At 73.0% G+C, this 24,189-nt stretch carries 25 protein-coding genes; 13 read left to right on the plus strand and 12 right to left on the minus strand.

Going from position 1 to position 24,189, the window contains the following annotated elements:
* The first annotated feature begins 200 nt into the window (after nucleotides 1-200).
* The gene (locus tag AB4Z14_RS18960) at nucleotides 201-575 is read left to right on the plus strand and encodes a helix-turn-helix domain-containing protein (protein ID WP_442276557.1); all 375 of its coding nucleotides are present in this window, start codon (nucleotides 201-203) and stop codon (nucleotides 573-575) included.
* Nucleotides 576-639: 64 nt separating this feature from the next.
* Here the strand turns inward: AB4Z14_RS18960 and AB4Z14_RS18965 are convergent, their stop codons facing one another.
* Genes AB4Z14_RS18965 through AB4Z14_RS18975 form a run of 3 tightly spaced genes read right to left on the minus strand, consistent with a single transcriptional unit; the run spans nucleotide 640 to nucleotide 2,406 of the window.
* Nucleotides 640-1,134 (minus strand): hypothetical protein, encoded by a 495-nt coding sequence (locus tag AB4Z14_RS18965; RefSeq protein ID WP_442276558.1) that lies wholly within the window; start codon nucleotides 1,132-1,134, stop codon nucleotides 640-642.
* A 55-nt stretch (nucleotides 1,135-1,189) separates the two neighbouring features.
* A complete protein-coding gene (locus AB4Z14_RS18970) occupies nucleotides 1,190-1,801 on the minus strand; it encodes a ClpP family protease (protein ID WP_056778818.1) in 612 nt (203 codons plus the stop codon).
* A complete protein-coding gene (locus AB4Z14_RS18975) occupies nucleotides 1,798-2,406 on the minus strand; it encodes an ATP-dependent Clp protease proteolytic subunit (protein WP_442276559.1) in 609 nt (202 codons plus the stop codon). The genes AB4Z14_RS18970 and AB4Z14_RS18975 overlap by 4 nt, the downstream gene beginning before the upstream one ends.
* A 128-nt stretch (nucleotides 2,407-2,534) precedes the next feature.
* On the opposite strand from AB4Z14_RS18975, the gene AB4Z14_RS18980 reads away from it, so the two are divergent.
* Nucleotides 2,535-3,083 carry a DinB family protein gene (locus AB4Z14_RS18980; RefSeq protein WP_442276560.1) on the plus strand — a complete coding sequence of 183 codons (549 nt, stop codon included), beginning with the start codon at nucleotides 2,535-2,537 and terminating at the stop codon, nucleotides 3,081-3,083.
* A gap of 76 nt (nucleotides 3,084-3,159) precedes the next feature.
* The gene (locus AB4Z14_RS18985) at nucleotides 3,160-4,806 is read left to right on the plus strand and encodes an FAD-binding dehydrogenase (RefSeq protein ID WP_056778824.1); all 1,647 of its coding nucleotides are present in this window, start codon (nucleotides 3,160-3,162) and stop codon (nucleotides 4,804-4,806) included.
* Nucleotides 4,807-5,120: 314 nt separating this feature from the next.
* Here AB4Z14_RS18985 and AB4Z14_RS18990 read toward each other — a convergent pair whose 3' ends face one another.
* From AB4Z14_RS18990 to AB4Z14_RS19015, 6 genes are all read right to left on the minus strand, one after another.
* Complete coding sequence (locus AB4Z14_RS18990; protein WP_442276561.1) at nucleotides 5,121-5,936, minus strand: phosphatase PAP2 family protein; 816 nt, start codon at nucleotides 5,934-5,936, stop codon at nucleotides 5,121-5,123.
* Between the two features lie 40 nt (nucleotides 5,937-5,976).
* Nucleotides 5,977-7,059 (minus strand): DNA polymerase IV, encoded by a 1,083-nt coding sequence (locus tag AB4Z14_RS18995; protein ID WP_442276562.1) that lies wholly within the window; start codon nucleotides 7,057-7,059, stop codon nucleotides 5,977-5,979.
* A gap of 34 nt (nucleotides 7,060-7,093) precedes the next feature.
* Nucleotides 7,094-7,498 (minus strand): hypothetical protein, encoded by a 405-nt coding sequence (locus AB4Z14_RS19000; RefSeq protein WP_442276563.1) that lies wholly within the window; start codon nucleotides 7,496-7,498, stop codon nucleotides 7,094-7,096.
* A gap of 117 nt (nucleotides 7,499-7,615) precedes the next feature.
* A complete protein-coding gene (locus tag AB4Z14_RS19005) occupies nucleotides 7,616-8,989 on the minus strand; it encodes a hypothetical protein (protein ID WP_442276564.1) in 1,374 nt (457 codons plus the stop codon).
* A 114-nt stretch (nucleotides 8,990-9,103) separates the two neighbouring features.
* Nucleotides 9,104-11,290, minus strand: coding sequence for a penicillin acylase family protein (locus tag AB4Z14_RS19010; protein ID WP_442276565.1), 2,187 nt, complete (start codon nucleotides 11,288-11,290; stop codon nucleotides 9,104-9,106).
* A 54-nt stretch (nucleotides 11,291-11,344) separates the two neighbouring features.
* Nucleotides 11,345-11,791 (minus strand): hypothetical protein, encoded by a 447-nt coding sequence (locus tag AB4Z14_RS19015; RefSeq protein WP_442276566.1) that lies wholly within the window; start codon nucleotides 11,789-11,791, stop codon nucleotides 11,345-11,347.
* Between the two features lie 40 nt (nucleotides 11,792-11,831).
* Here AB4Z14_RS19015 and AB4Z14_RS19020 point away from each other — a divergent pair, with 40 nt between their 5' ends.
* From AB4Z14_RS19020 to AB4Z14_RS19035, 4 genes are all read left to right on the plus strand, one after another.
* The gene (locus AB4Z14_RS19020) at nucleotides 11,832-12,227 is read left to right on the plus strand and encodes a DUF2237 family protein (RefSeq protein WP_442276567.1); all 396 of its coding nucleotides are present in this window, start codon (nucleotides 11,832-11,834) and stop codon (nucleotides 12,225-12,227) included.
* 217 nt (nucleotides 12,228-12,444) lie between these two features.
* Nucleotides 12,445-12,855, plus strand: a complete 411-nt coding sequence (locus AB4Z14_RS19025) for a hypothetical protein (RefSeq protein ID WP_442276568.1) — start codon at nucleotides 12,445-12,447, stop codon at nucleotides 12,853-12,855.
* Nucleotides 12,852-13,640, plus strand: a complete 789-nt coding sequence (locus tag AB4Z14_RS19030; protein ID WP_442276569.1) for a pentapeptide repeat-containing protein — start codon at nucleotides 12,852-12,854, stop codon at nucleotides 13,638-13,640. The genes AB4Z14_RS19025 and AB4Z14_RS19030 overlap by 4 nt, the downstream gene beginning before the upstream one ends.
* Before the next feature lie 85 nt (nucleotides 13,641-13,725).
* Nucleotides 13,726-14,364: a hypothetical protein gene (locus tag AB4Z14_RS19035; protein WP_442276570.1), complete on the plus strand. Its 639-nt coding sequence runs from the start codon at nucleotides 13,726-13,728 to the stop codon at nucleotides 14,362-14,364.
* Between the two features lie 61 nt (nucleotides 14,365-14,425).
* Here the strand turns inward: AB4Z14_RS19035 and AB4Z14_RS19040 are convergent, their stop codons facing one another.
* Nucleotides 14,426-15,406, minus strand: a complete 981-nt coding sequence (locus AB4Z14_RS19040) for a DUF389 domain-containing protein (protein WP_442276571.1) — start codon at nucleotides 15,404-15,406, stop codon at nucleotides 14,426-14,428.
* An 87-nt stretch (nucleotides 15,407-15,493) separates the two neighbouring features.
* Here AB4Z14_RS19040 and AB4Z14_RS19045 point away from each other — a divergent pair, with 87 nt between their 5' ends.
* The 4 genes from AB4Z14_RS19045 to AB4Z14_RS19060 are packed head-to-tail and all read left to right on the plus strand — an operon-like array spanning nucleotide 15,494 to nucleotide 18,677.
* Entirely contained in the window at nucleotides 15,494-15,877 is a 384-nt protein-coding gene (locus AB4Z14_RS19045) for an ArsR/SmtB family transcription factor (protein WP_442276572.1), read from the plus strand.
* On the plus strand, nucleotides 15,874-16,797 hold the full coding sequence (locus AB4Z14_RS19050; RefSeq protein ID WP_442276573.1) for a cation diffusion facilitator family transporter: 924 nt from the start codon (nucleotides 15,874-15,876) through the stop codon (nucleotides 16,795-16,797). Before AB4Z14_RS19045 ends, AB4Z14_RS19050 begins: the two co-directional genes overlap by 4 nt.
* Complete coding sequence (locus tag AB4Z14_RS19055; protein ID WP_442276574.1) at nucleotides 16,794-17,426, plus strand: cation transporter; 633 nt, start codon at nucleotides 16,794-16,796, stop codon at nucleotides 17,424-17,426. Before AB4Z14_RS19050 ends, AB4Z14_RS19055 begins: the two co-directional genes overlap by 4 nt.
* A 60-nt stretch (nucleotides 17,427-17,486) precedes the next feature.
* A complete protein-coding gene (locus AB4Z14_RS19060) occupies nucleotides 17,487-18,677 on the plus strand; it encodes an MFS transporter (protein WP_442276575.1) in 1,191 nt (396 codons plus the stop codon).
* Here the strand turns inward: AB4Z14_RS19060 and pdxR are convergent.
* Nucleotides 18,640-20,112, minus strand: coding sequence for a MocR-like pyridoxine biosynthesis transcription factor PdxR (gene pdxR, locus AB4Z14_RS19065; protein ID WP_442276576.1), 1,473 nt, complete (start codon nucleotides 20,110-20,112; stop codon nucleotides 18,640-18,642). The genes AB4Z14_RS19060 and pdxR overlap by 38 nt on opposite strands.
* Nucleotides 20,113-20,192: 80 nt before the next feature.
* Here pdxR and AB4Z14_RS19070 point away from each other — a divergent pair, with 80 nt between their 5' ends.
* Both AB4Z14_RS19070 and AB4Z14_RS19075 read left to right on the plus strand, forming a co-directional pair.
* A complete protein-coding gene (locus AB4Z14_RS19070) occupies nucleotides 20,193-21,485 on the plus strand; it encodes an APC family permease (protein ID WP_442276577.1) in 1,293 nt (430 codons plus the stop codon).
* 68 nt (nucleotides 21,486-21,553) lie between these two features.
* A complete protein-coding gene (locus AB4Z14_RS19075) occupies nucleotides 21,554-23,473 on the plus strand; it encodes an APC family permease (protein ID WP_442276617.1) in 1,920 nt (639 codons plus the stop codon).
* An 18-nt stretch (nucleotides 23,474-23,491) separates the two neighbouring features.
* On the opposite strand, the gene AB4Z14_RS19080 is transcribed toward AB4Z14_RS19075, so the two are convergent.
* A complete protein-coding gene (locus tag AB4Z14_RS19080; protein WP_442276578.1) occupies nucleotides 23,492-24,025 on the minus strand; it encodes a GNAT family N-acetyltransferase in 534 nt (177 codons plus the stop codon).
* Nucleotides 24,026-24,189: the final 164 nt, after the last annotated feature.

Below are 24,189 nucleotides of genomic sequence, written 5' to 3' on the forward strand. Positions count from 1 at the left end.
TCGTGCCTGTGGGATGAGAGGTGTGAGTTGCGGCGTGCGACGACCTTAGGCGTCACCACCGACAAGCCTCATCGACGAAGTGAACGCCGTCAACATGTTTCGGGAGTTCGCCCACGGCGTACGGCGTCGGTCGCCGCAGTCGGCACGATCCGAGCGCTCGCGTGCGACGCTGGACGGACGCACCGAGATCGGAGACCGCCATGACCCAGCTCGCCCCGCGCCCCCAGACCACCTTCCGGACGCCGCTGCTGCGCGAGGTCTACGGACGGCTCCTGCGCGGCCTGCGCACCCGCCAGGGACGCACCCTCGCCGAGGTCGCCGGGCGCGCCGGCATCTCGGTCGCCTACCTCTCCGAGGTGGAGCGGGGGCTCAAGGAACCGTCGTCCGAGGTGCTCGAGGCGGTCTGCGTCGCCCTCGGCTCCAGCATCACCGGCCTCGTCGGCGCTGCCCACCGCGAGCTGCGCGACCTCACGTCCGAAAGCGGAGCTCGCGTCCTCGACCTCACCTCGCGCGTCGGGTCGAGCATCGCGACCACCTCGGACGCAGCGACGGGCCCGGTGCTGCTCGTCGCCTGAGCGGCACCGGGCCCATCGGTGGCGCCTCCCTGCGCCACCGCAACCCGTCCCCTGCCCGATGCCGCTACGGCGTTACCTGGCTGATCCGCGTCGACCCGTTGCCGAGCGCGGTGCGCGACGCTGCCGCCCCCGGAGAGTCCGCACCGGTGCCGAGCTTGTGGTCGCCGGTGGTGCCTCCGAAGAAGCGGCCACCCCACGTCGAGTAGTCGCAGGCGCTCGCGACGTAGTCGCTGGCGATCCACACCGTGCTGCCGTCGACGGGGGCGGCGCCGTCGTCACCCCACCGGGTGCGCGGCGGGTTGCCCACCTGGGCCTGGTAGCTCGTGAACCCGTCGTCGGTGGCCTGGCCCGCCGCGGATACCGTCGGCTTGACGACGAACCAGGCGATGCCGGCACGCTGGGCCGCCGTGTCCGGGTCGAGCGCGGTGTCGAGGGCGCCCCACAGCTTGCCGTTGGCTCGTGGGTGACGTCGCCCGAGCCGGACGGTGGGCGGGCCGCGGGCGGGCGAGGACGGACAAACGGTTGAGGGCCCTCGGCGCCGGGTCACTCGGCCGTGCACTCAGCACTCCGGCACCCACCCGCTGGGCCTGTCCGCGAAACTCGCCCGGTCCACCTCATCCCCCGACGGGAACCACCTCCGTGGCCCGCTCGATGACGTGGTCGACGATGCCGAACTCCACGGCCTGCTGGGCCGTCAGCACCTTGTCCCGGTCGGTGTCGAGGCGGAGCTGGTCGACCGACCGGCCGGTGTGGTGGCTCAGCACCTCCTCGACCTGCGCGCGCACCCGCAGGAGCTCGTCGGCCTGCAGCGCGAGGTCGCTCACCGTCCCCTGGCCGCCCGCGGACGGCTGGTGCAGCAGGACCCTCGAGTGGCGCAGGGCGAAGCGGCGTCCCGGCTCCCCCGCCGCGAGGAGCACCGCGGCGGCGGAGGCCGCCTGCCCGAGGCAGTACGTCGCGACCGGGGCCTGGACGAGCTGCATCGTGTCGTAGACGGCCATGAGCGCCGTGAACGAGCCGCCCGGGCTGTTGACGTAGAGCGACACCTCCCGGTCGGGAGCGACGTAGGAGAGGTGGAGCAGCTGGGCCATGACGACGTTGGCGACGCCGTCGTCGATCTCGGTGCCGACGAAGATGATCCGTTCCTGGAGCAGCCGGCTGTAGATGTCGAAGCTGCGCTCCCCCGCCGGGGTGCGCTCGATGACGTACGGGATCGTGTAGCTGCTCACCGCAGTCCCACCTTCCGCTCGGCACCGCCGGGGCGGACGTCCGCGAGGGAGCTGACGACATGGTCGACGATGCCGTATGCCTCCGCCTCCTCCGCACTGAACCAGCGGTCGCGCTCGCTGTCGCGGGTGATCTGCTCGACGGTCTGTCCCGTGTGCTCGGCCTGCAGCTCGTTGACCCGACGCTTGACCGCCTTGAGGTTGGCGGCCTGGACCTCGACGTCGGCGGCCGTCCCCTGGATGCCCGCGGACGGCTGGTGCATCATGATCCGCGCGTTGGGCAGGGCGAAGCGCTTGCCGGGCGTGCCCGCGCCGAGGATGAACTGGCCCATCGAGGCCGCGAATCCCACTGCGAGAGTGGAGACGTCGTTGGGGATGAGCCGCATCGTGTCGTAGATGGCCAGGCCCGCGGTGACGGAGCCGCCGGGACTGTTGACGTAGAGGCTGATGTCGGCGCGCGGGTCGCGGGCCGAGAGCAGGAGCAGCTGGGCCGTGATCCGGTTGGCGATCGGGTCGTCGACCTCGGCCCCGAGGACGATGATCCGCTGGTGCAGCAGCTGCATCGACAGCTGGTCGTCCAGCGGCGAGGGCGTGAGTGGTTCGGTCATGCTCCCAGCGTGGCCCGGCCGCCCTCCCATGGGAGTCCCGCTCTGCCACGGGCAGATTCGCCGACAGCGTATGCCGCCCTGCCGATATCTGTTGGCGCGCGCCGTCCCCGGGCACCACGATGGGCGGCATGGCCGGAAAGACCTATCCCGACATGTGGGTCGACCCCGAGGACGACCCGCGGTCGCAGGAGTCACTCCTCGGGGACGAGCGCACGACCCTGCTCGACTACCTCGCGAACTACCGCCTCACGCTGGAGCTGAAGTGCTCCGGTCTGACGGCCGAGCAGCTCGCGACTCGCTCGGTGCCGCCGTCGACGATGTCGCTGCTCGGACTCGTGCGCCACCTCGCCCAGGTCGAGCAGACGTGGTGGCGGCGCGTCATGGCCGGGGAGGACACGCCCTACCTCTATCGCCGGGCCGACGACCGCGACGCCGACTTCACCGGTGCCGTCGGCGAGGACGCCGTCGTCGCGGAGGCCTGGGCTCGCTGGCGCGACGAGACGGCCAACGGCGACGCCTTCGTGGCCGACGCGGAGTCGCTCGACCTCGTCAGCCTCGACCCGACGAACCCGATCAACCTGCGCGAGGTCCTCGTCCACCTCATCGAGGAGTACGCCCGTCACTGCGGTCACGCCGACCTGCTCCGCGAGTGCGTCGACGGAGCCACCGGCCAGTGAGCCGTCCGGGTCGGCACTGGGCCGCACCCGACCCGACCCTCGCCAGAACGTCGACGAGTGATGGCATGCTCTGACCATGGATGCCGACGTCGTCGTCGTAGGAGCCGGCCTGGCCGGACTCGTCGCCACCGCGGAGCTCGCCGACCGCGGCAAGCGGGTCGTGCTCGTCGACCAGGAGGGCGAGCAGTCGCTGGGCGGTCAGGCCTTCTGGAGCTTCGGCGGGCTCTTCCTCGTCGACAGCCCCGAGCAGCGGCGGATGGGGATCAAGGACAGCCTCGAGCTCGCGACGCAGGACTGGATGGGTTCGGCCCAGTTCGACCGGGACGAGGACTTCTGGCCGCGCAAGTGGGCGGAGGCATACCTCCACTTCGCCGCCGGCGAGAAGCGCTCGTGGCTCCACGAGCAGGGCCACCGCCTCTTCCCCGTCGTCGGCTGGGCCGAGCGCGGTGACGGTCGGGCCGACGGCCACGGCAACTCGGTGCCGCGCTTCCACATCACGTGGGGCACCGGCCCGGGTCTCGTCGAGCCGTTCGAGCGACGGGTCCGGGCAGCCGTGGCGAGCGGGCGGGTCACCTTCGCCTTCCGTCACCGCGTCGACGAGCTCGTCGAGACGGCTGGCACGGTCACCGGCGTACGCGGTCGCCTCCTCGCGCCCGACGGCGTCGACCGGGGTCGGCCGAGCAGCCGCGAGGAGGTCGGCGACTTCGAGATCACGGCCCAGGCCGTCATCGTGACGAGTGGCGGCATCGGCGGCGACCACGACCTCGTGCGCCGCGCCTGGCCCGAGCGGCTCGGCTCGCCGCCGGCCCGGATGGTGGCCGGCGTCCCCGCACACGTCGACGGCCGGATGCTCGGCATCACGCAGTCCGCCGGCGGCAACATCATCAACCCCGACCGGATGTGGCACTACACCGAGGGCCTGCGCAACTGGGACCCCGTGTGGGACAACCACGGCATCCGCATCCTGCCCGGGCCCTCGTCGCTGTGGCTCGACGCCCGCGGACGACGCTTCCCGGCGCCCTACTTCCCCGGCTTCGACACCCTCGGCACCCTGGGCCACATCATGCGCAGCGGGCACGACTACTCGTGGTTCGTGCTGACCCAGCGCATCATCGAGAAGGAGTTCGCCCTCTCCGGATCGGAGCAGAACCCCGACCTCACGGGCAAGGACGTCAAGCAGGTCCTCGGGCGAGCCCGCAAGGGTGCACCCGCCCCCGTCGAGGCGTTCAAGCGGAACGGCGAGGACTTCGTCGTGGCCGACACGCTCGACGAGCTCGTCCGAGGCATGAACGCCCTCACCGGAGACGACCTCATCGACGTCGAGTCACTGCGGCGCACGATCGTCGCGCGTGACAACGAGATGGACAACGACTTCACCAAGGACGCCCAGGTCACCGCGATCCGCGGGGCGCGGAACTACCGCGGCGACAGGCTGATCCGCGTCGCGACACCGCACAAGCTGCTCGACCCGAAGGCGGGTCCGCTCATCGCGGTGCGTCTCAACATCCTGACCCGCAAGACGCTCGGCGGACTCGAGACCGACCTCGCCGGCCGGGTGCTCCGCGCCGGCGGCGAGCCGCTGGCCGGGGTGTATGCCGCGGGCGAGGTGAGCGGATTCGGCGGCGGGGGCATGCACGGCTACAACTCCCTCGAGGGGACCTTCCTCGGCGGCTGCCTCTTCAGCGGCCGCACCGCCGGTCGGTCGGTGGCCGCCGCACTCTGACCGAGCGGCCCGCTGGCGGCGAGGAGGACGAGTCCCGGCGTCGCGAAGGCCGCACCCACCCAGAGCGGGGACGTCCAGCCGAGGCCGGCACTGATGGCGAGGCCGGAGACCCAGACGCGCCGAGGAAGTTGCCGACGTTGAACGCGGCGATGTTGACGGAGGACGCGAGGGTCGGCGACCCGGTCGCGTGGGTGAGGACCCGCATCTGCAGTCCCGGCACCGTCGCGAAGCGGAAGAAATCCCATCGCGAGCATCGCCCTCGGGCCGGCGCGGTGGCTCACGCCGCGTCCAGCCCGCCCGGGTCCGAACCGAGCTCAGTCGGTCTGGGGCCGCTCGCGCTCTTGGTCCGCGTCGTCGCCCGCGGCGTCGCCCGCGGCGTCGTTCGCGTCGTCGTCCGGACGGTCCGTCGCGGCATACCTCGGGACGTAGCGCTGCCCGAGGAGGCGACGCCACGCCGGCGGGCCGGACGCCACCGAGCGCACGAGCAGCCGGTGAGCCAGCGGTGCCAGCGCCCACGTGCCGAACCAGACCACGAGCACCCCGACCGCGAGGCCCGCGACGACGTCGTGCCAGTAGTGCGCGCCGGTGAGGACGCGGGAGGCCCCGACGGCCAGGGCGAGCGGGACCACGAGCCGCCACCACACCGGCGCCATGACGACCACGGCGGTGGCGAGGGCGCCGGCGATCGTCGCGTGGTTGCTCGGCCACGACCAGTCGCCGGCGGCGGGGCAGGACGCGACGGTCCGCACCGAGAGCGTCCGGCACGGCCGCTCCTCGCGCACGAACCCCTTGACGACCTCGCTCAGGACGTAGGCCGCCACCGTCGACACCGCGGCCACCACCGCGACCGTGAGGTGCTCGAGCCCTCGTGAGCGGGCCCGCCACGTGAGCACGACGGCGACACCGGCGAGGACGATGATCCCGAGCTCGCCGACCACCTCGAAGACACCACCGACGACCGACGGCAGTGCCACCGCCCCGGATGCCGTCGCACGGTAGGCGGCGTCGCGCACGACGAAGAGCAGCGCGACGACGACCACGACGACCACGACCGTCGACAGGACGCCGGTGGCCGGCTCGCCGCCGAACCGCCGCCGGACGTCCATCGCGCTGTCATCTCGAGAAGGCATGCGGACGACCGTAGGCGACGAAGATGAGAGCGACCGACGCTCAGAGCCGACCGCGCACCGGGGTGCGCTCGACCGGGTCGCCACCCTCGGGCATGACCATCTCGGCTCGGACGCCGAGCAACCGCACCTCTCGCCCGGGGTCGAGCGACGCGGTGAGGGCGACGGCGGCCGCAACGACGTCGGCGCGGTCGCTCGTCGGCGCCGGCAGCTTGCGGGCCTTGGTCTGCGTGTAGAACGGGGCGTAGCGCACCTTGAGCGTGACCCGGTAGACCGGGCGCCCCTCCTTGACGGTGTCGTCGAAGACCTGGGAGGCGAGGTCACGCACGGCCTCGCGCACCTCGTCAGGGGTCGTGAGGTTGCTCTGGTACGTGGTCTCGCGGCTGTGCCCGCGGGCGATCCACGGGGAGTCGTCGACGACGGCGGACCCGATGCCGCGGCCCAGCTGGGAGTACCAGACCCCCATGCGCGGACCGAACTCGCCGACGAGGACGGCCTCGTCGGCATCGGCCAGCTCGCGGACGGTGTGGATGCCGTGACCGGACAGGCGCTTGGACACCTTGGACCCGACGCCCCACAGGTCGATCGTGGGTCGGTCGCCCATGACCTCGAACCACGTCTCGCGGGTCAGCCGGAAGACGCCGCGGGGCTTGCCGAAGCCGGTGGCGATCTTGGCGCGCACCTTGTTGTCGCCGATGCCGACCGAGCAGTGTAGTGACGTCGCGTCGAGCACCGCGGCGCGCACCCGTTCGGCGAAGGCCTCGGGCTCGTCGGTCTCGACCCCGAGGAAGGCCTCGTCCCAGCCGAGCACCTCGACGACCGCGCCGAGGCCGCGCAGGGTGTCCATGACGCGCTCGGACGCCTCGGTGTAGGCCGGGGCGTCGACGGGCAGGATCACCGCATCCGGCACCTTGCGCGCAGCGAGGCGCAGCGGCATACCGGACCCGACACCGAACTCGCGGGCCTCGTAGCTCGCCGTGGACACGACGGCCCGCTCGGTGGGGTCGCCGCGACCCCCGACGATGACCGGCCGCCCGGCGAGCTCGGGCCGGCGCAGCACCTCGACCGCCGCGATGAACTGGTCGAGGTCGACGTGCAGCACCCAGTGGGTGGGGCCCGTGCTCATCCCGCCATTGTGCCCGGAGGGTGTGACGGTGCGGTCAGCTGCGCGGCGAGCGGTCGCGCCGGTCCGGACGGTGGGAGCGGTCGCCCACCGGCTTGCCGCCGCGGAAGGTGTAGACCGCCGGCCCGTCGGACGAGCTCTGGTCCGGCTCGAAGGGGTCGGGCACGGCGCCGGCCGACTCGCCCTGCGTGCGCCCGAGCTCGTCCTGCGGCTCGTCCACGAAGCGGGGCTCGGGCCCGGCTGCGGCGTCCTGCTCACGCGCCGCCAGCATGACGCCGTGGAAGAGCATGGCGGCCGCGAGGGCGGTCAGGGCGAAGGCCGACACGGCGAGCGCCGACCCGGTGTGCGCGCCACCGATCGAGGAACGGAGCAGGTGCAGGCCGCCGGCAACCGCCCCCACGACCGCGGCGCCGACGAACCAGATGATCGTGACCCGGGTCATTGAATTCCCCACGAGGTCACTGTGGCACAGGTCCGGGGCGCTCGAGAGCACCTCGATCGCGTCCGGGGACCGTGGCGCGACGGCATACCCCCTGGGGCACGTCCCGACGTCGACCGGTCAGCGGACCGGGAGGGCCGCGACGGCCCGGAGCGTGGCCGCGTGGGCACGCGTCGCGGGGGTCGTCGAGAAGCCGGTGACCGACGTCGTCGCCGCACCCGACCCGCCGATGCCGGCCTCGGAGAGCTTGGGCTGCGGGTTGGCGTTCGCCGTGCCGTCCGACGCCTTGCCGTCCGACGCCTTGCCGTTCTTGTCCTTGCCGTTCTTGTTCTTCGCGCCGTTGTTCTTCGCGCCGTTGTTCTTCGCGCCGTTGTTCTTCGCGTCCTTGGAGGCCTTCGAGGTCTTGGGGCCCTTCGGGCTCTTCGGGGCCTTGTCGCTCTTGTCGCTCTTGCTGCTCTTGCCGCCCTTGTCGTTCGTGGACCCCTTCGGGCCCGTGCCGCCGGCTGGCGCGACCGCCGACGGGCTCAGCGCGTCGGGCTTGAGGGTGAGAGCCTCGCCACCGGTCCTCGAGCCCGACGCCAGGGCCGACGCGTCGGCCCGAGGCGTGGCGGCGGGGGTGACCTCGGAGGCCGGGACGACCGGCTCGTCCGACTCGGCCGGCTCAGCCCGCTCGGCCGGCTCAGTGGGAACGGTGGGCACGACAGGCGTCGGCCCGGCCGCAGCAGCGGCCTCGGTCGAGCGGATGGCACGCGGGGTCGGCGCCGTGGACGCGACCGACGTCGCGGACGGCGTCCGGGGGACGGCGGCATACGCCGTCTGGGTGTCGGTGACGCGGTCGGAGCTGACCGGCACCGGCGCGCTCGGCAGGACCTCGACACCGGGGCGACGGTCGTGCGTCGCGACCGACCCGAGGATGAGGGCGGTGACGGCCGCTCCGAGGAGCAGCCCGGCGCCGCGCTGGCCGCCGACCCGCGACAGCGAGAGGTGGCCACGAACGAGGGCCGCGCTCGCCGCGAGCAGGGTCGAGACGCCCATGACGATGAGGCCGCCGGTCAGGCCGCCGACGAGGCAGCTGAAGAGGACGAGGGCACCGAGGACCGCGAAGCCCGCGACCGCGCCCTCCGGGACCCGTCGCGCCGGACGGTCGGCGAGCAGGTCGACCCGCCCGTGGTCGACGAGGGCGCTCGGGCGGGTCGGCAGCGTGAACGAGGCATCCTCGAGAACCGCCAAATAGGGCATTTCGGACTTCACGTCGACAGTGTCGTCGATCCGGGGCCTCGGGTGCGAGTTCGACTCGTCATCGATCGGTCGGGAGTCGATATTTCCGGCGCGTCCCGGGCGCGCGGTCGAGCCGGCGGCGGCCCAGAGCTGCCACCCGCGGGGCGGCACGGGCCAGGACGGGTCGGGGAGCCAGCGCTCGTGGTCGCCGTCGGAGAGCGGTCTCGAGCCGTGGCGCAACGGATCGCCGTGCGTGGGCGTCATGCTCGTCGTCACCAGACTCACTACTCCTGCGATTCGCGGGGCCTGTTCGAGGGGCCTACGCCCGAACAGTACGTCGTAAAGTCATGTTTTGTACCGCAAATAGTAAAAGACGGGCAAAGTACTCCTTTACCCGGTGCCCTCAGTGGCCCCCGTGCCCGTCGCCGGCTGCACCGGATGCAGCTCGCCGGCGAGCCACGCCGGCGTCTGGTCGGCGAAGTGCGGGTCGCGGGCGTCTCCGCTCGCGCCGAAGGGCACGACCCAGCGGCTCGCCTCGCGGTCGGCGAGGTCCCAGACGTAGCGCGCCACCGGTCCGCCGTAGCAGTGGTCCGTCACCCCGGGCGCGCTCGCCGCCGCGAGGATGCAGCCCTTGTCGCCACCGACGGGGTCGCGCGGGACGTGGGGCGCCCGCCCGGTCGCGTCGAGCGCGTGGACCGGGTCGAGCCAGTGTCGCTCGCCCCACGTCGTCAGCGAGTCATGGTGCGCCGCGACGTGTTCGAGCGCGACGCATACGCCCTCGCGCACCTCGATGCCGTGGGCCGGACCGAGGTGCGCCATCGAGTGCCAGCCCACCCCGATCTGCGTCACGACGTCGGTCCACGCGGCGAAGATGCGGGAGTGGCCGCTCGGCTCGTGCAGCGCGGAGAGGACCGGGTGCTCGGAGAACCACCGCACGAGCGCCGTGCGCCAGGCGGCGAAGAGCGCGGCACCGCGGCTGCCGGTGTCGCTGTGGCCGTCCCAGGCGAGCAGCTCGGACCGCACGGCGGCGGCGGCCCCCGTGACCTCTGCCGCCGCGACGAGCTCGCGCATGAGGTCGGCCTGTCCGTTGCGGGTGTCGACGTGGATCGCCGCGCAGTCGTCGACGGTCAGCTGCTCCCCCGACTCGACGAGCTCGCGGATGCGACCGGCCCGGAAGGGCGTTGCGTACTCCACCCCGAGCCCGCCGCCGCTGGCCCGGTCGTTGGCGCTGACCATGACGTCGTCGACGTCGCTGCCGGGCCCCCGCCGGTAGCCGTGCCAGATGTGCCGGGGGTCCCACGCCGGGACGGGCAGCACCGCCCCGACCTCGTCGCGCTCGGGCACGCGACCGACGACGAGGTGACGGACGCGACCCGTGTCGTCGGCGACGAGCGCGCTGTTGACCGGCTCGACCCAGCGCGACAGGGCCTCCTCGACGTCGGCGACCGTCCGCGCCCGAAGGAGGGGCAGGAGGGCGCCGAAGCCGAGGTCCTCCTCGACGTGGGTCGGCGTGCGCAGGCTGTGGGCGGCCGGGTGGGCCCGGCGCGGCTGGACGCTCTCGTCGGTCCACTGCGGCGGTGCTTCGGCCTCGGCGACGAGCCGCTCGATCTCCGCCTCGAGGCCGGTGACGACCGGCCCGCGAGAGGTGACGACGACGGGCACGGTCACGTCAGCCTCGCCGCGCACCCTCAGCGTCTCGGTCGAGGCGCGCACCGGCTCCCACCCGTCGATGCCGCGCGCCTTGAGCAGCGGCGATCCGTCGGGCCCGTGGCCGACGTGACCGAGGGACTCGAGCGTCAGGTCCTGGTAGTCGGCCATGGCGTTCGTGATGCCCCACGCGACGGTGCCCGTGTGGGCGAAGTGCTGCACGCCGGGCACCCCCGGGAAGGTGAAGCCGACGACGTCGAACTCGGGGCAGGCCAGGCCGACCTGCTGGTAGCAGCCGGGCAGCTCGATCGTGCGGTGCGGGTCACCCGCGAGGAGGGGCAGCCCGCTCGCCGTGCGCTCCCCGCCGATGACCCACGCATTGCTCCCCGAGGCCTCGGCCCGCTCGACGCCCTCGGCGTGGAACAGGGCGAGGGCCTCGGCGCCGAGACGGTCGGCGACGTGCGCGTTGAAGAGCTTGGCCGGGAAGGTCCCGAAGAGCAGGTGGATGCCCCAGAAGATGCCGAGCGGCGTCCACGGCTCCCACGGGCGGGGCGCGGCGGCATACGACTGGAGCCCGAGCAGCGCGACCTCGGGCGTGCCCGCGAGCCCCTCGGCGAGGGTCTCGTTGACGCCGTCCACGTATGCCGTCAGCCACGTCCGCGTCTCACGGTCGAGCCGCTCGAAGCAGCGCCGCACCGTCGGCTCGAGCAGCACCTGCCGGGCGAACCGGTCCCAGGGCAGCCCGTGCGCGCCGACGTACTCGGCCGTCCGCCCTTCCATCCGCCAGCGGTGGTGCTCGACCTGCCACGCCCGGTCGAGGGCGGTGATGCGCCCCTGGAGGCGGGCCAGCTCCATGACGTCGCCGGCGCGCAGGTGCGGGACCCCCACGGCGTCACGTCGCACCTCGGCGGACATCGGAGCGCGGGGCACGGCGGATCTCCTTCGATCTGCGGGCATGTCGGACGGGAGGGCGGTGGGTCCCGGTCAGTCGTCGCGCGAGAACTTGTTCTCGATCTCGCGGAGGAAGGCGTCGGAGATCCGGCGGTACTTCTGGAGGGTCAGCGTGATGGGGGCACCGACCTCCAGGCCGAGGACGCTGCGCGCCGGGTCGAGCCGGATCTGCGGGTCGGCCATGACGGTGCCGCCGTTCTCCATGAGCGAGCGCACGAGCACGCGCACCTCGTTGAGCGCGTTGCCGTCCTTGCCCTCGACGCCGCGCAGGCGGTGGACGAAGTAGCCGTCGAGGACGATGAGCATGTTGTTGAAGTACTCGTACTCGAGCGACTCGAGCGCGCCCTCGAGGTGGGAGACGTCGGCGTCACCGTGGTCGCGTGCGGCCTGCGCCACCTCGTGGAACATCACGACCTGGGTCTCGACCCGCGACCGGCAGGCGTCGATGTAGTCCTGCTCGTAGTCCTTCACTCCCAGCATGGGGCCAGCCTAGCGAGCAGCCCGCCACTAGGTTTGGGTCATGGCAGCTCGGGAACGGAACGTGCTCGGCGGCGAGCTCGAGGCCTGCGGCACCGACCCGCTGACCGGCTTCTACCGCGACGGCTACTGCACGACCGGGCCCGAGGACCGGGGCAGCCACACCGTCTGCGTCGTCGTCACGACCGAGTTCCTCGAGCACCAGCGCAGCGTCGGCAACGACCTCGTGACGCCCCGTCCTGAGTGGCGCTTCCCCGGCCTGACGCCGGGCGACCGGTGGTGCGTCGTCGCGAGCCGATGGCTCGAGGCCCACCAGGACGGCGCCGCCGCGCCGGTCTTCCTCGCCGCCACGCACGAGCGCGCGCTCGAGATCGTGCCGCTCCAGCTGCTCCAGTCGTATGCCGCCGACATCCCGGACGACCCCAGCTCGCTGCTCTGACGGCGCGTTTCACCGATCCGCGAACACCCCCACCCCGGCGCTGCCCGGCCGGCTCGCCGCGAACCAGGTCGACCGCCTGACGTCCGTGGCGATCCAGCGCGCCTGCTCGCTCACGGCACGCCCTCCGCCCTGGCCGACTTCGCGAACGGCACGCTCGGCAAGCTCGTCGTCGACCTCGACGGTGACGGGGCGCCCGACGGCCCGTGATACTGGCGGGATGAGCGATCCCCACGTGCTCGCACCGGGCACCGCACCGACGCCGGTCACCGCCGACGAGATCCGCGCGGGGTGTCCCGACGGACGCACGACCACCCACCTCGTGGAGCCCGCCGAGGGACCGCCGTGGCAGCGCGTCAACCGGTTCGTCGCCCCGGACGAGGACGGAGCGACCGTGCAGCGTTGGCGGATCGGGACCGACGGCCGGCGCGACGGGGAGATCGAGGAGGGGCGCACGACGTGGCTCCAGCTCCAGGGCCACGCGTCCTTCCCCGTGTCCGCAGTGACGGTCACGCCCGACACGGTGGAGCTCCCGCTCGGCACCGTCGACGCGCTGCGCTACGCCGACGACGACGACGGCGGGGGCGGCGGGACGGACCGCACGACGATGGTCAGCAACGAGCTGCCGTGAGCACCCCTTCCCACGGGGCGCCGGCGCTCGAGGCCGACTGCTCGCGGTGCTTCGGCCTGTGCTGCGTCGCCCTCCCCTTCGCCCGGTCGGCCGACTTCCCCGTCGACAAGTCCGGCGGTGAGCCCTGCCGCAACCTCCTCGCCGACCACCGGTGCGGCATCCACGACCGGCTCCTCGAGGGCGGGTGGCGCGGGTGCGTGACGTTCGACTGCTTCGGCGCCGGCCAGCAGGTCTCGCAGGTGACCTTCGGCGGCGTCTCGTGGCGCGAGGCCCCCGAGACCGCCCCGACGATGTATGCCGTCCTGCCCGTCATGCGCCAGCTGCACGAGATGCTCGCCCACCTCGGCGAGGCCCTCGCGCTCGACCCGGACGAGCCGACCCGGTCCGGCCTCGCCGCGTCCGCCGAGGAGGTCAGGACCTCGACGGCCGGGTCTCCGGACCAGCTGCTCGCCGTGGACCTCGTCGCCGTGCGGTCCCGGGTCGGTGGCCTGCTGCGGGCCGCCAGCGCGACGGCACGCGCACGTCGGAGGCGGCGTGACGGCATACGCCCTCCTGCCCGGCGGCTGCGGGCCGGGGCCGACCTCGTCGCCGCCGACCTCCGCGGCCGTGACCTGCGCACGGCCGACCTCCGGGGCGCGCTGCTCATCGCTGCGGACCTGCGCGACGCCGACCTGCGGTGGGCCGACCTGCTCGGTGCGGACCTGCGCGACGCCGACCTGCGCGGGGCGCGGCTCGACGGCGCGCTCTTCCTCACGCGCCCGCAGCTCGCGGCGGCGCGCACCTGACCGGACGATTCGCGCATTCGGTCCCACGGCGGCGGCCCAACGATGACAATCGACCCACTGTCCACGTCGAGCACAGGAGCCGGTCGTGCGCCGAGCCAAGGTCGCCACAGCCCTGGCGCTGTCGGCTGCCCTCGCCCTCGTCGGGTGCTCGTCCGGCAAGCCCGAGATCGACCTCAGCCAGGTGGCCGGCTCCACGGGCACGCCGGTGCCGACCGAGACGGTGACGGTGACGGAGGTCGACACGAGTACCGTCACCGCGACGACGACGGTCGTGAGGACGGCGACGGTCCTCGCCACGCCGACGGTCACCGTCACGGCACTCCCGAGACCGAGCCTGACGACGAGCACCGTCTTCAACCGGCCCGCTGCGCTGGCTGACTACTCGAACCTCGTCGTCGACGTGCGGCTGCTCGACCGGATGGCGCTGTCCGGCAACGCCGCCGCGCTCCAGCTCGACCTCATGGCCCAGCACCTCGAGCGGCTCGGCGCGAACGGTCCTCCGCCGGGCCTGGACGCGCCGAGCTACTACGGCCGGCTGGGGTCGCTCGGACTCTTCGCCCGCGCCGCGTCCGACGAGGCGACGGCGAACTCGCCGGTGGCCCAGAGCCGGTACGCCGTCATCCGTCAGGAGACCGGCATCCTGCTCTCGCTCGTCAACGGTGCGCTGACGACGACGTTCACGCTGCCGACGCCCGCGCCCCGACCGACGACAACGACTCCGTGAAGCCGCCCCCGGCGATCTCTCCGTCGGCGTCGACCGCGTGGGGCCGACCGCACCAGGCGGCCTAGAGGCGCGGTCGCGGCTCCGCATGGATCCGGCGGCTCAGCCTCGAGTGCGACCGCGGTGCCGGCACCCGCGACCACACGGCCTTCTGGAGCGCGAGGGTGAGCCAGCCGGCGAGCGCCATCCCGACGATGTTGACGACGAGCTGGAGGCCGCTGCCGCGCACCTCGCCCCACGCCCCGAAGGCGAGCCCGAGCGCGACGTTGCCGGCGGCCGGGATCGTCGTCACCGAGATGAACACGCCACTGAGGCCACCGAGCTTGGCCGACGTCAGCGACAGCACGCCGGCGGCAGCCGCGAGGACCGCGACGATCAACGACCACTTGTCGGGCGAGTAGATGAAGTGGGTGGCCGGTCGGTCGCCGGAGATGTCGTCGAGGGTGATCCACCCGAGGGCCCGGCCGGCCAGACCGGCGAGGCACGTGACGGCGATGGCCACGACGAAGCCGACGACGAGGGCGCGGGCCGCGACCGCGAGCAGGAGCGGGCGTCGTCGCACGAGCGCGACGCCGAGGGCGGCGATCGCCCCGAACTCGGGACCGAGCACCATCGCCCCGATGACGAGGATCTGCGAGTCGAGGACGATCGCGATGCCGGCGATGAGGGTGGCGAGCGACATGAAGGACAGGAAGGTCCAGTTCAGCTCGCTGTCGTCGTAGGAACGCTGGGCGACCTGGGCCCACACGACGGCGTCGGCGCTGCTCCCGGGCGTCTCCTCGTCGGCCTCGAAGCCGGCGCGCGAGACCCACGTCGTGACCGGCTCGATCTGGAGGGTCCCACCCTCGTGGACCCCGAGGTCCCGGAGCCGGTCGACGAGGACGTTGGCCCCCTCCCGGGCGACGTCGGCGTGCACGACGTCGCCCACCGGGCGCACTGCCGCGCCGCGCAGAACGGACAGCGTGCTCACGGCGCTCGAGTCGGCGAGCACGGCGGTGACCTGCTCGGTCAGCTCGCTCGGGACGGTGACCGTCAGTCTCAACATGTCGGACAGTCTGCCGCCAGGTTGACGCCGGAGGGCAGGTGGCACGACAGTGACATCTGATCATCCATTCAGATGAGAGGGACGACCATGAGCACCGTCACCGGACTCGACGGCTGCACCGCCCCGTGCGTGCACCCCGAGAAGGTCGCCCTGGCCACCGACAACGCCCCGGGCGTCGAGGAGCTCGCGCGCGTCACGAGCGTCTTCAAGCTGCTCGGCGACCCGACCCGGGCCCGGATGCTCTACGCCCTCCTCGAGGCCGGCGAGCTCTGCGTCTGCGACCTCGCGGCCGCGACCGGCACCGCCGAGACCACGGTCTCGCAGGCCCTCCGGCTGCTCCGCGCCTCGGCCGTCGTCACCGGTCGGCGCGAGGGCCGCAACATCTACTACCGGCTCTCCGACGCCCACGTCCGCCTGCTCCTCGACGTGACGCGCGAGCACGCCCTCCACGACGGCGAGCGCCACCGGTGAGCCACGGGCACGGGCACGGGCCGACCGAGGGCGCCGCCGCGGTCCACGCCGGGGGGCGCCACCGGTGGCGGCTCGCCGTCGCCTTCGGCCTCGTCGCGGCCTTCTTCTGCGTCGAGCTCGCGGCCGGCCTCGCGTCCGACTCCCTCGCCCTCCTCTCCGACGCCGGGCACATGGCCGCCGACGTCGTGACCCTGGGCGCCGCGCTCGTCGCCACGCGCATCGCGACGCGCGCCGACACGACCGGCCGACGCACGTTCGGCTCCTACCGTGCCGAGGTGTTCGCGTCGGGTCTCGCCGTGCTGCTCATGCTCGGGGTATCCGTCTACATCGCCGTCGAGGCGCTCGGGCGCATCGGCTCGAGCCCCGAGATCGCCTCGGGCACCATGCTCGTCGTCGGTGCGATCGGCCTCCTCGTCAACGTCGTCGCCCTCCTCCTGCTGCGCGGGGGCGCCGGGGAGAGCCTCAACGTCCGGGGCGCCTACCTCGAGGTCGTCGCCGACACCGTCGGTTCGGTCGGCGTCATCGCGGCTGCGATCCTCGTCGGGGCCACCGGGAGCGCGTGGTGGGACACCGTCGTCGCGCTCGCCATCGCCGTCTTCGTGGCGGCGCGTGCCGTCGGGCTCGGCCGCGAGGTCGTGGCCGTGCTCGGCCAGCACGCCCCGACGGGCCTCGAGCCCACCGACCTGCTGGCCGCGCTCGGCGAGGTGCCGGGCGTCACCGAGGTCCACGACCTCCACGTCTGGACGCTGACCTCTGGCATGGACGTCGCGACGGCGCACCTCGTGACGACCCGTGCCGATGCGGCGCCCGAGGTGCTCGAGGCCGCGAGCGCCATGCTGCGCGACCGCTTCCATGTCGCCCACGCGACGCTCCAGGTCGAGACGACCGACCGGTCCGAGTGCCGAGGGGCCGACTGGTGAGCACCCCGTCCCGGCCCGTCTTCTCGCTCCTGCCGCCGTCACGGCGGGCCGCGCTCGTGCGCCGGGCCCGGCTGCTGGCCGCGGCCTCGGTCGCCTACAACGTCGCCGAGGCGGTCGTCGCCATCACCTCCGGGCGCGTGGCCGACTCGACCGCGCTCGTCGGCTTCGGGCTCGACTCGACGGTCGAGGTGATGAGCGGGCTCGTCATCCTCTGGCAGTTCGGACACCCCGTACCGGAGGAGCGCGAGCACCTGGCCCGACGCCTCATCGCCGTCTCCTTCTTCGCCCTGGCCGCCTACGTCACCGTCGAGTCGGTGCGCGCCGTCGTGGCCCGCGAGCAGCCCGACACCTCGGTCGTCGGCATCGCGCTCGCCGCCCTGTCACTCGCGGTCATGCCGCTGCTCTCGCAGTGGCAGCGGCGCACGGGCCGCGAGCTCGGGTCCGGAGCGGTCGTCGCCGACGGCACCCAGACGCTGCTCTGCACCTACCTCTCGGGCGTGCTCCTCGTCGGCCTCCTCGCCAACGCCCTCCTCGGCTGGTGGTGGCTCGACCCCGTCGCGGCGCTCGTCATCGCGGCCGTGGCGGTCCGCGAGGGACGTTCGAACTGGCGCGGCGACGCCTGCTGCTGACTCGCGGAACCACGGCATGAGTCTTGACGGCGGGTCTGGCGACCGACAGTGTGACCCACCGTGACACTTCGGGCCGAGTCCTCCTCCCTGCTGCGGGCACGCCTCGCCGCCGGCACCGCCTTCTTCGTCCAGGGCCTGCTCTTCATCTCGCTCACCACTCGCCTGCCGCAGGTCCAGGAGAAGTGGTCGCTCGACGAGCTCGCCGTCAGCGGCCTGCTCCTCATGGTCGTGCTCCTCGCGGGCGTCGGCTCGGTCGTCGCCGAGCTCGTCGCCGCACGCTCGTCGAGCGCCATGGTCGTCCGCGTGGGGCTCGTCGTGGCCACGGCCGGCTTCGCGGTGCTGCTCGTCGCACCGACCTTCGGGGTCTTCGTCGGCGGGCTCGCGGCCTACGGGCTCGCGCTCGGTCTCGTCGACGCGTCGTCGAACATGCAGGCCGTCACCGTCGAGCACCTCTACCGCCGCCCGATCCTGCCCTCCTTCCACGCCTTCTGGACCGCCGGCGGCATCCTCGGCACGCTCGTCACGCTGGCGACGTCGGGCGTCGACCTCGGGCCGGCCCTGCTCCCGCTGCTCGTCTTCCCCGTCGCGGCGCTGGCCGCGCCGTACGTCCGTCGCGACCGCCTTGCCGAGACCGACGCCACCGTCGACGTGCCGTGGCGGCGGATCGCCCTCCTCGGCGTCGCGATGGTCCTCTTCTACATGGTCGACACGGCCGCGACGACGTGGGGACCGGTCTACCTCGACGGCACGCTCGACGCCCCGACGGGGCTCACCGCGCTCGCGACGCTCCCCTACCTCGTCGCGACGCTCCTGGCCCGCACCGTCGGCGACCGTCTCGTCGACCGCCACGGCGCCGTGTGGCTGCTCCGGATCAGCGGCGTCGTCGCCGCCCTGGCGCTCGCCGTCATCGTCTTCGCGCCGACGTGGGTGGTCGCCGTCGTCGGTTTCACGATCCTCGGCGGCGCCGTCGCGACCATCGCGCCCCTCAGCTTCTCGGCGGCGGGTGCCATCGCCGCTGGCGACGCCGACTCCGCCGGCGAGCGCATCGACAAGACCGACCAGGTCGTCGCCCGCTTCAACCAGTTCAACTACGTCGGAGCGCTGCTCGGTGCCGTGCTGACCGGAGCCGTCGGCTCGGACAACCTGCGCCTCGGCTTCGCCGTGCCGATGGTCCTGATCCTCGGGATCATCCCGCTCGCGACGCAGTTCGCGATCATCCGCCGCCGGGGCGTCCCGGCCGGCTCGAGCTGAGGACACCCCGCAGCGCGGTGAGCGCCGGGCCGATGCCCGTCAGGGGTATGCCGCCGACCCCGAAGGCGAACCCGTGGCGGGCCGGCTGCTCGAGGTGCCGCACCGACAGCGGCTCGACGAACACCCCCACGGCCAGGGCGGCCTCGGCGATCGCCACGTCGTCGAGGTCCGGGTCGCGCAGCAGGGCGCACAGGTGCAGGCCCGCCGCCGACGGGACGACCTCGAGCCAGTCGCCCAGGCCGTCGGGGCTCGTGAGGACCTCGAGCAGCGCCTCCCGCCGGGCGCGGTAGACCTTCGTCGCGCGCTTGACGTGGGCGGCGTGGTGCCCCTCGGCGAGGAAGTCCGCGAGCGCCCCCTGGGTCACGACGTCGCCGTCCCAGACGGTGACCCGCTTGGCCTCGCGCAGGGCGGGCGTCAGCGTCGCCGGGGCGATCGCGTAGCCGACGCGGAGCCCCGGGAGCAGCGACTTGGAGAACGACCCGACGTAGACGACGCGCCCGTCGCGGTCGAGGCTCTGCAGCGGCTCGAGGGGCCGGTCGGCGAAGCGGAACTCGCTGTCGTAGTCGTCCTCGACGATGACCGCTCCGTGCCGGACGGCCCACTCCAGCAGGGCGATCCGCCGGGCACGTGACATCGCGACCCCGGTCGGGTGCTGGTGCGACGGCGTGACGTAGACGAGTCGGGCCGCGTCCGGAAGGGCGTCGACGACGATCCCCTCACCGTCGACCGGGACGCCTCGGACGACGGCGCGGTGGGTGGCGAAGAGGCGGGTCGCGGCGCTGTAGCCCGGGTCCTCGACGGCCACGACGTCGCCGGGCTCGACGAGCACCCGCGCGACGAGGTCGAGCGCCTGCTGCGCCCCCGCAGTGGTCACCACGTCGGCACCGGACGCGACGACCGACCGGGACACGCCGGCATACCTCGCGATCTCGGCCTCGAGACGGCTCCCGCCACGGTTCGCGCCGGGATCGTCATAGGTGCCGGCGGACAGGCGGCCCCGGCGCAGCGTGCCGCTGACGAGACGTCGCCACGTCGCGAGGGGGAAGAGCGAGTCGTCGGGCACCCCGACGGAGAAGTCGTGGAGCGCGCCCCGAGGACCGGGTGCAGGCCGCACGTCCGGCTCGGTCGCCCAGAGCGACGTGGCCGTGACGGCTCCCGCCCGGGCCCGTCGCCCGGTCATCCGAGCGGGCGGCACGCACCCGGCCGCGACGAAGGTCCCGGCCCCGCGACGGCTCTCGAGCAGCTCCTCGGCGAGGAGCCGGTCGTAGGCCGCCGTCACCGTGCCCCGCGAGACGCTGAGGCTCGCGGCGAGGTCACGGGAGGCGGGCACCCGGTCGCCACCGCTGAGGCGGCCGTCGAGGACCGCGGCGCGCAGCTGGGCGTAGATCTGGGCGGTGAGGTCGCCCGACCCGGTGAGGCTGAGGTGCAGGTCCATGCCACCAGTCTGGATTGGCCCAAACAGCCTGGCAAGAAGTGGCACTTCTGACCGGTCCACTTGGGCGGGAGTCTGGAGCCATGGCGACGACCGCACGCATCCCCGGGGCCACCTCGACCCCCGGCCACTCCACGACCGGGGGCACGCTCACCGTCGCACAGGGGGCTGCCCTGTCGGTGGGCGCCGTGCTCGGCACCGGCGTCATCACGCTGCCCGCCCTCGCCGCCGAGGTCGCCGGCCCCGCCTCGCTGCTCGCGTGGGCGGCGCTCGTGCTCCTCTCGGTGCCGCTCGCGAGCACGTTCGCCGCACTGGGCGCCCGGCACCCGGACGGCGGTGGCGTGTCGACGTACGTCCGTCGGGCCTTCGGGGACCGCGCGGCGGGCGCGGTCGGCTGGTGCTTCTACTTCGCCGTGCCCGTCGGGGCCCCACCCGCCTCGATGATGGCCGGCGGCTACGTCGCGGACGTCGTGGGCGGCGGACGCACGACGACCGTCGTCGTCGCGGCGGCCCTCATCCTCGGCACCGGACTGATGAACCTCGCCGGCCTGCGCTTCTCGGGCCGCGTGCAGCTCGGCCTCGCGACCGTGCTCGCCCTGCTCATGACCGCGACGATGGCCGTCGCCCTACCGCACGGGAGCACGGCGTCGCTGACCCCCTTCGCCCCGAACGGGTGGGCCGCCGTCGGCACCGCGGCTGCCGTGCTCGTCTGGGGCTTCGCCGGGTGGGAGGCCGTCGCCTCGCTCGCCGGGGACTACCGCGACCCGCGCCGCGACGTGCCGCGCGCGACGGGGATCGCCGTCGCGGTCGTCGGGGTGCTCTACCTCGGGCTCGCGACGACGAGCGTCCTCGTGCTGGGACCGGCGACGGGCCACAGCCAGGCGCCGCTCTCGGACCTCATGGCGATCGCCCTCGGCGAGCAGGCCCGCGTCGTGACCGCCGTCGTGGCGGTGCTGCTGACGGTCGGGGCGATGAACGCCTACTACGCCGGTGGCTCTCGGCTGGGCGCGGCGCTGGCTCGCGACGGTGCGTTGCCGCGATGGCTGGCGCGGGGCGGCGAGGCCGGACAGGTTCCACGCCGCAGCATCGCCCTCGTCACGGCCGGCTCGATGCTCTCGCTCGTCCTCGCGGTCACGCTCGACCTCGGCCTCACGCCGCTCATGCTGCTCGCGACGGGCTGCTTCACGCTCGTCTACGTGCTCGGCACGGCCTCCGCCCTGCGCCTGCTGCCCCGCGGCACCCGCGGCTGGTGGACCGCGCTCGTCGCGCACGTGTCCGTCGTCGTCCTGCTCGTCGTCAACGGAGTCCATGCGCTGTGGGCCCTCGGGCTCGTCGTCCTCTCCCTCGCCTACCAGTCCCGGTCGCGCCGCCGGTAGGGCGCTCCCAGCGCCGACCCCTAGACTTCGCCGCCGTGATCACACAGAGTGCGGAGCGCACACCCCTCATGCGGTGGTTCCTCGACGCCGAGGAGGCCGACCCGGGCGGCTACTACGAGCGCGAGCGCGAGGCGACCGAGCAGCAGCACGTGCAGCCGTGGTGGCGCGTCATGTGCCTGACGGGTGTCGACTACTTCTCGACGCTGGGCTACCAGCCCGGCATCGCGGCCCTCGCGGCCGGCGCGCTGTCGCCCGTCGCGACGCTCGTCCTCGTGCTCATCACGCTCTTCGGTGCCCTCCCGATGTACCGCCGCGTCGCGGCCGAGAGCCCGCACGGCGACGGCAGTCTCTCGATGCTCGAGCGGCTGCTGTCCTACTGGCCGAGCAAGATCCTCGTGCTGTGCCTCATCGGCTTCGTCGCGACCGGCTTCATCATCACGATCACCCTGTCGGCGGCCGACGCGAGCGCCCACCTCATCGAGAACCCGTACCTCAAGAGCACGCTGACCGGCCACCAGGTCGGTGTGACGCTGACGCTGCTCGTCTTCCTGGCCGGCATCTTCCTCAAGGGCTTCAAGGAGGCCATCGGGATCGCCGTCGTCCTCGTCGTGGCCTACCTCGGCCTCAGCTTCGTCGTGCTCGTGCGCGGCGTCGTCGAGATCGGCGACCACCCGACGGCGTTCAGCGACTGGATCACGGCGATGACCTCGGCCCACTCGGCCCCGTTCGGGATCATCGGCGCGTCCCTGCTCGTCTTCCCGGCCCTGGCGCTCGGGCTCTCCGGCTTCGAGACGGGCGTCGTCGTCATGCCCCTCGTCAAGGGCGACCCGGCCGACACGCCGGAGAAGCCGGAGGGCCGCATCCGCAACGCGCGCAAGCTGCTGACGACAGCCGCGCTCATCATGAGCGTCCTGCTCATCGGCTCCTCGCTCGTCACGACCCTGCTCATCCCGGCCGAGGCGTTCCAGCCGGGAGGGCCTGCCAACGGCCGCGCCCTCGCCTACCTGGCCCACGACCTGCTCGGCGAGGGCTTCGGCACGATCTACGACATCTCGACGATCGGCATCCTGTGGTTCGCCGGCGCCTCAGCCATGGCGGGCCTGCTCAACATCGTCCCGCGCTACCTGCCGCGCTACGGCATGGCGCCGGACTGGGCCCGCTCGACGCGGCCGCTCGTGCTCGTCCTGTCGTTCATCGCCGCGGTCGTGACGCTGGCCTTCGGGGCCAACGTCGACGAGCAGGCGGGGGCGTATGCCACCGGCGTGCTCGCGCTCATGACGTCCGCCGCGATCGCCGTGTTCCTCACCGAGCTGCGGCGCGGCCACCGCGCGGCAGCCGCCTTCTTCGCCGTCGTCAGCGCGATCTTCGTCTATACGATCACGATCACGATCGAGCAGCGCCCCGAGGGTCTCGTCATCGCCCTGATCTTCATCGCCCTCATCGTCGTCATCAGCGTCTGGTCGCGCATCGTGCGCTCGACCGAGCTGCGCGTGCAGCGGGTCGTCTACGACGACAGCGCGCGGGCGATCCTCGACGACGCCGCGCTCGGTCCCCAGCCGCTGCGGTTCATCGCCAACAAGATCAACGCCGGGGACCGCGACGAGTACCGCGCGAAGTCCCTCGACGTCCGCATGCACAACCACCTCAACGCCCGGCAGGGCGCGATCTTCCTCGAGGTGGAGATCAGCGACGCGAGCGACTTCGCGACCACCGTGCACGTCGGGTCCGCCGTCGTCGGCGGCCACTACATCCTGCGCGCGACCGGCCCATCGGTGCCCAACGTCCTCGCTGCGGTCCTGCTCGACGTCCGCGACCGCGTCAGCAAGCCGCCCCACATCTACTTCGAGTGGAGCGAGAAGGCGCCGGGGCAGAACGTGCTGCGCTTCCTGCTCGCCGGCGAGGGCGACATCCCGCCCCTGACGCACGAGATCATCCGGCGGGCCGAGCCCGAAGCCGACCGTCGCCCGCAGGTGCACGTCGGCGGCTGAACCGGCCGGACGGCATACTCAGGCGCGGTTGGCCCAGCGCTCCGGGGTGGTGCGGTAGACGCGCGACTCGTCCGCGTACCACTTCTCCATGATCCCGAGGTCGTCGAGGCCGAGGCGGCGGCACACCGCCTGCGAGGGCTCGTTCGTCGTGTGGGTCAGGGCGTAGACCTCGGGCAAGCCGCCGTCGAAACCGTGCTGGATGACCGCGGTCGCCGCCTCGGTCGCGTAGCCGTGGCCCCACGAGTCGGGGTGCAGGTGCCAGCCCACCTCGACCTCGCCGTCGTCGGCGTCCGGCAGGGTCAGCAGGATGACGGAGCCGGCGACGACCCCGGTCTCACGGACCTCGACGGCCCAGAAGCCGAGCGGCGGCGCCTCGCTGCGCTCGAGGTAGCGGTCGATGCGGGTGTGCGCCTCGTCGAGGTCCTTCATGAGGACCGGCTCGCCGTCGCCGAGCCACTTCACGACCTCGATGCGGCTCTGGATGTCGAGCAGCCGCTCGGCCTCGTCGTGCGACCAGGGACGGATGGTGAGGCGGGCGGTCTCGAGGTGCATGGCGACACGCTCGCACCTGCCCGCCCCGCCCGTCCACGCCATTCCCCCCGCCCGGTCCGAGTCGACGCTTCCACGGCCACCGTGGGTGCCCCCTGTGCATTGGGTCATCACGTGACTCAGACGGCCGCGCCGGGCGGTTGAGTCACCGGGCAACCCAACGCACA

It is taken from the genome of Terrabacter sp. 2TAF16, assembly GCF_052115065.1.
Taxonomy (GTDB): Bacteria; Actinomycetota; Actinomycetes; order Actinomycetales; family Dermatophilaceae; genus Terrabacter.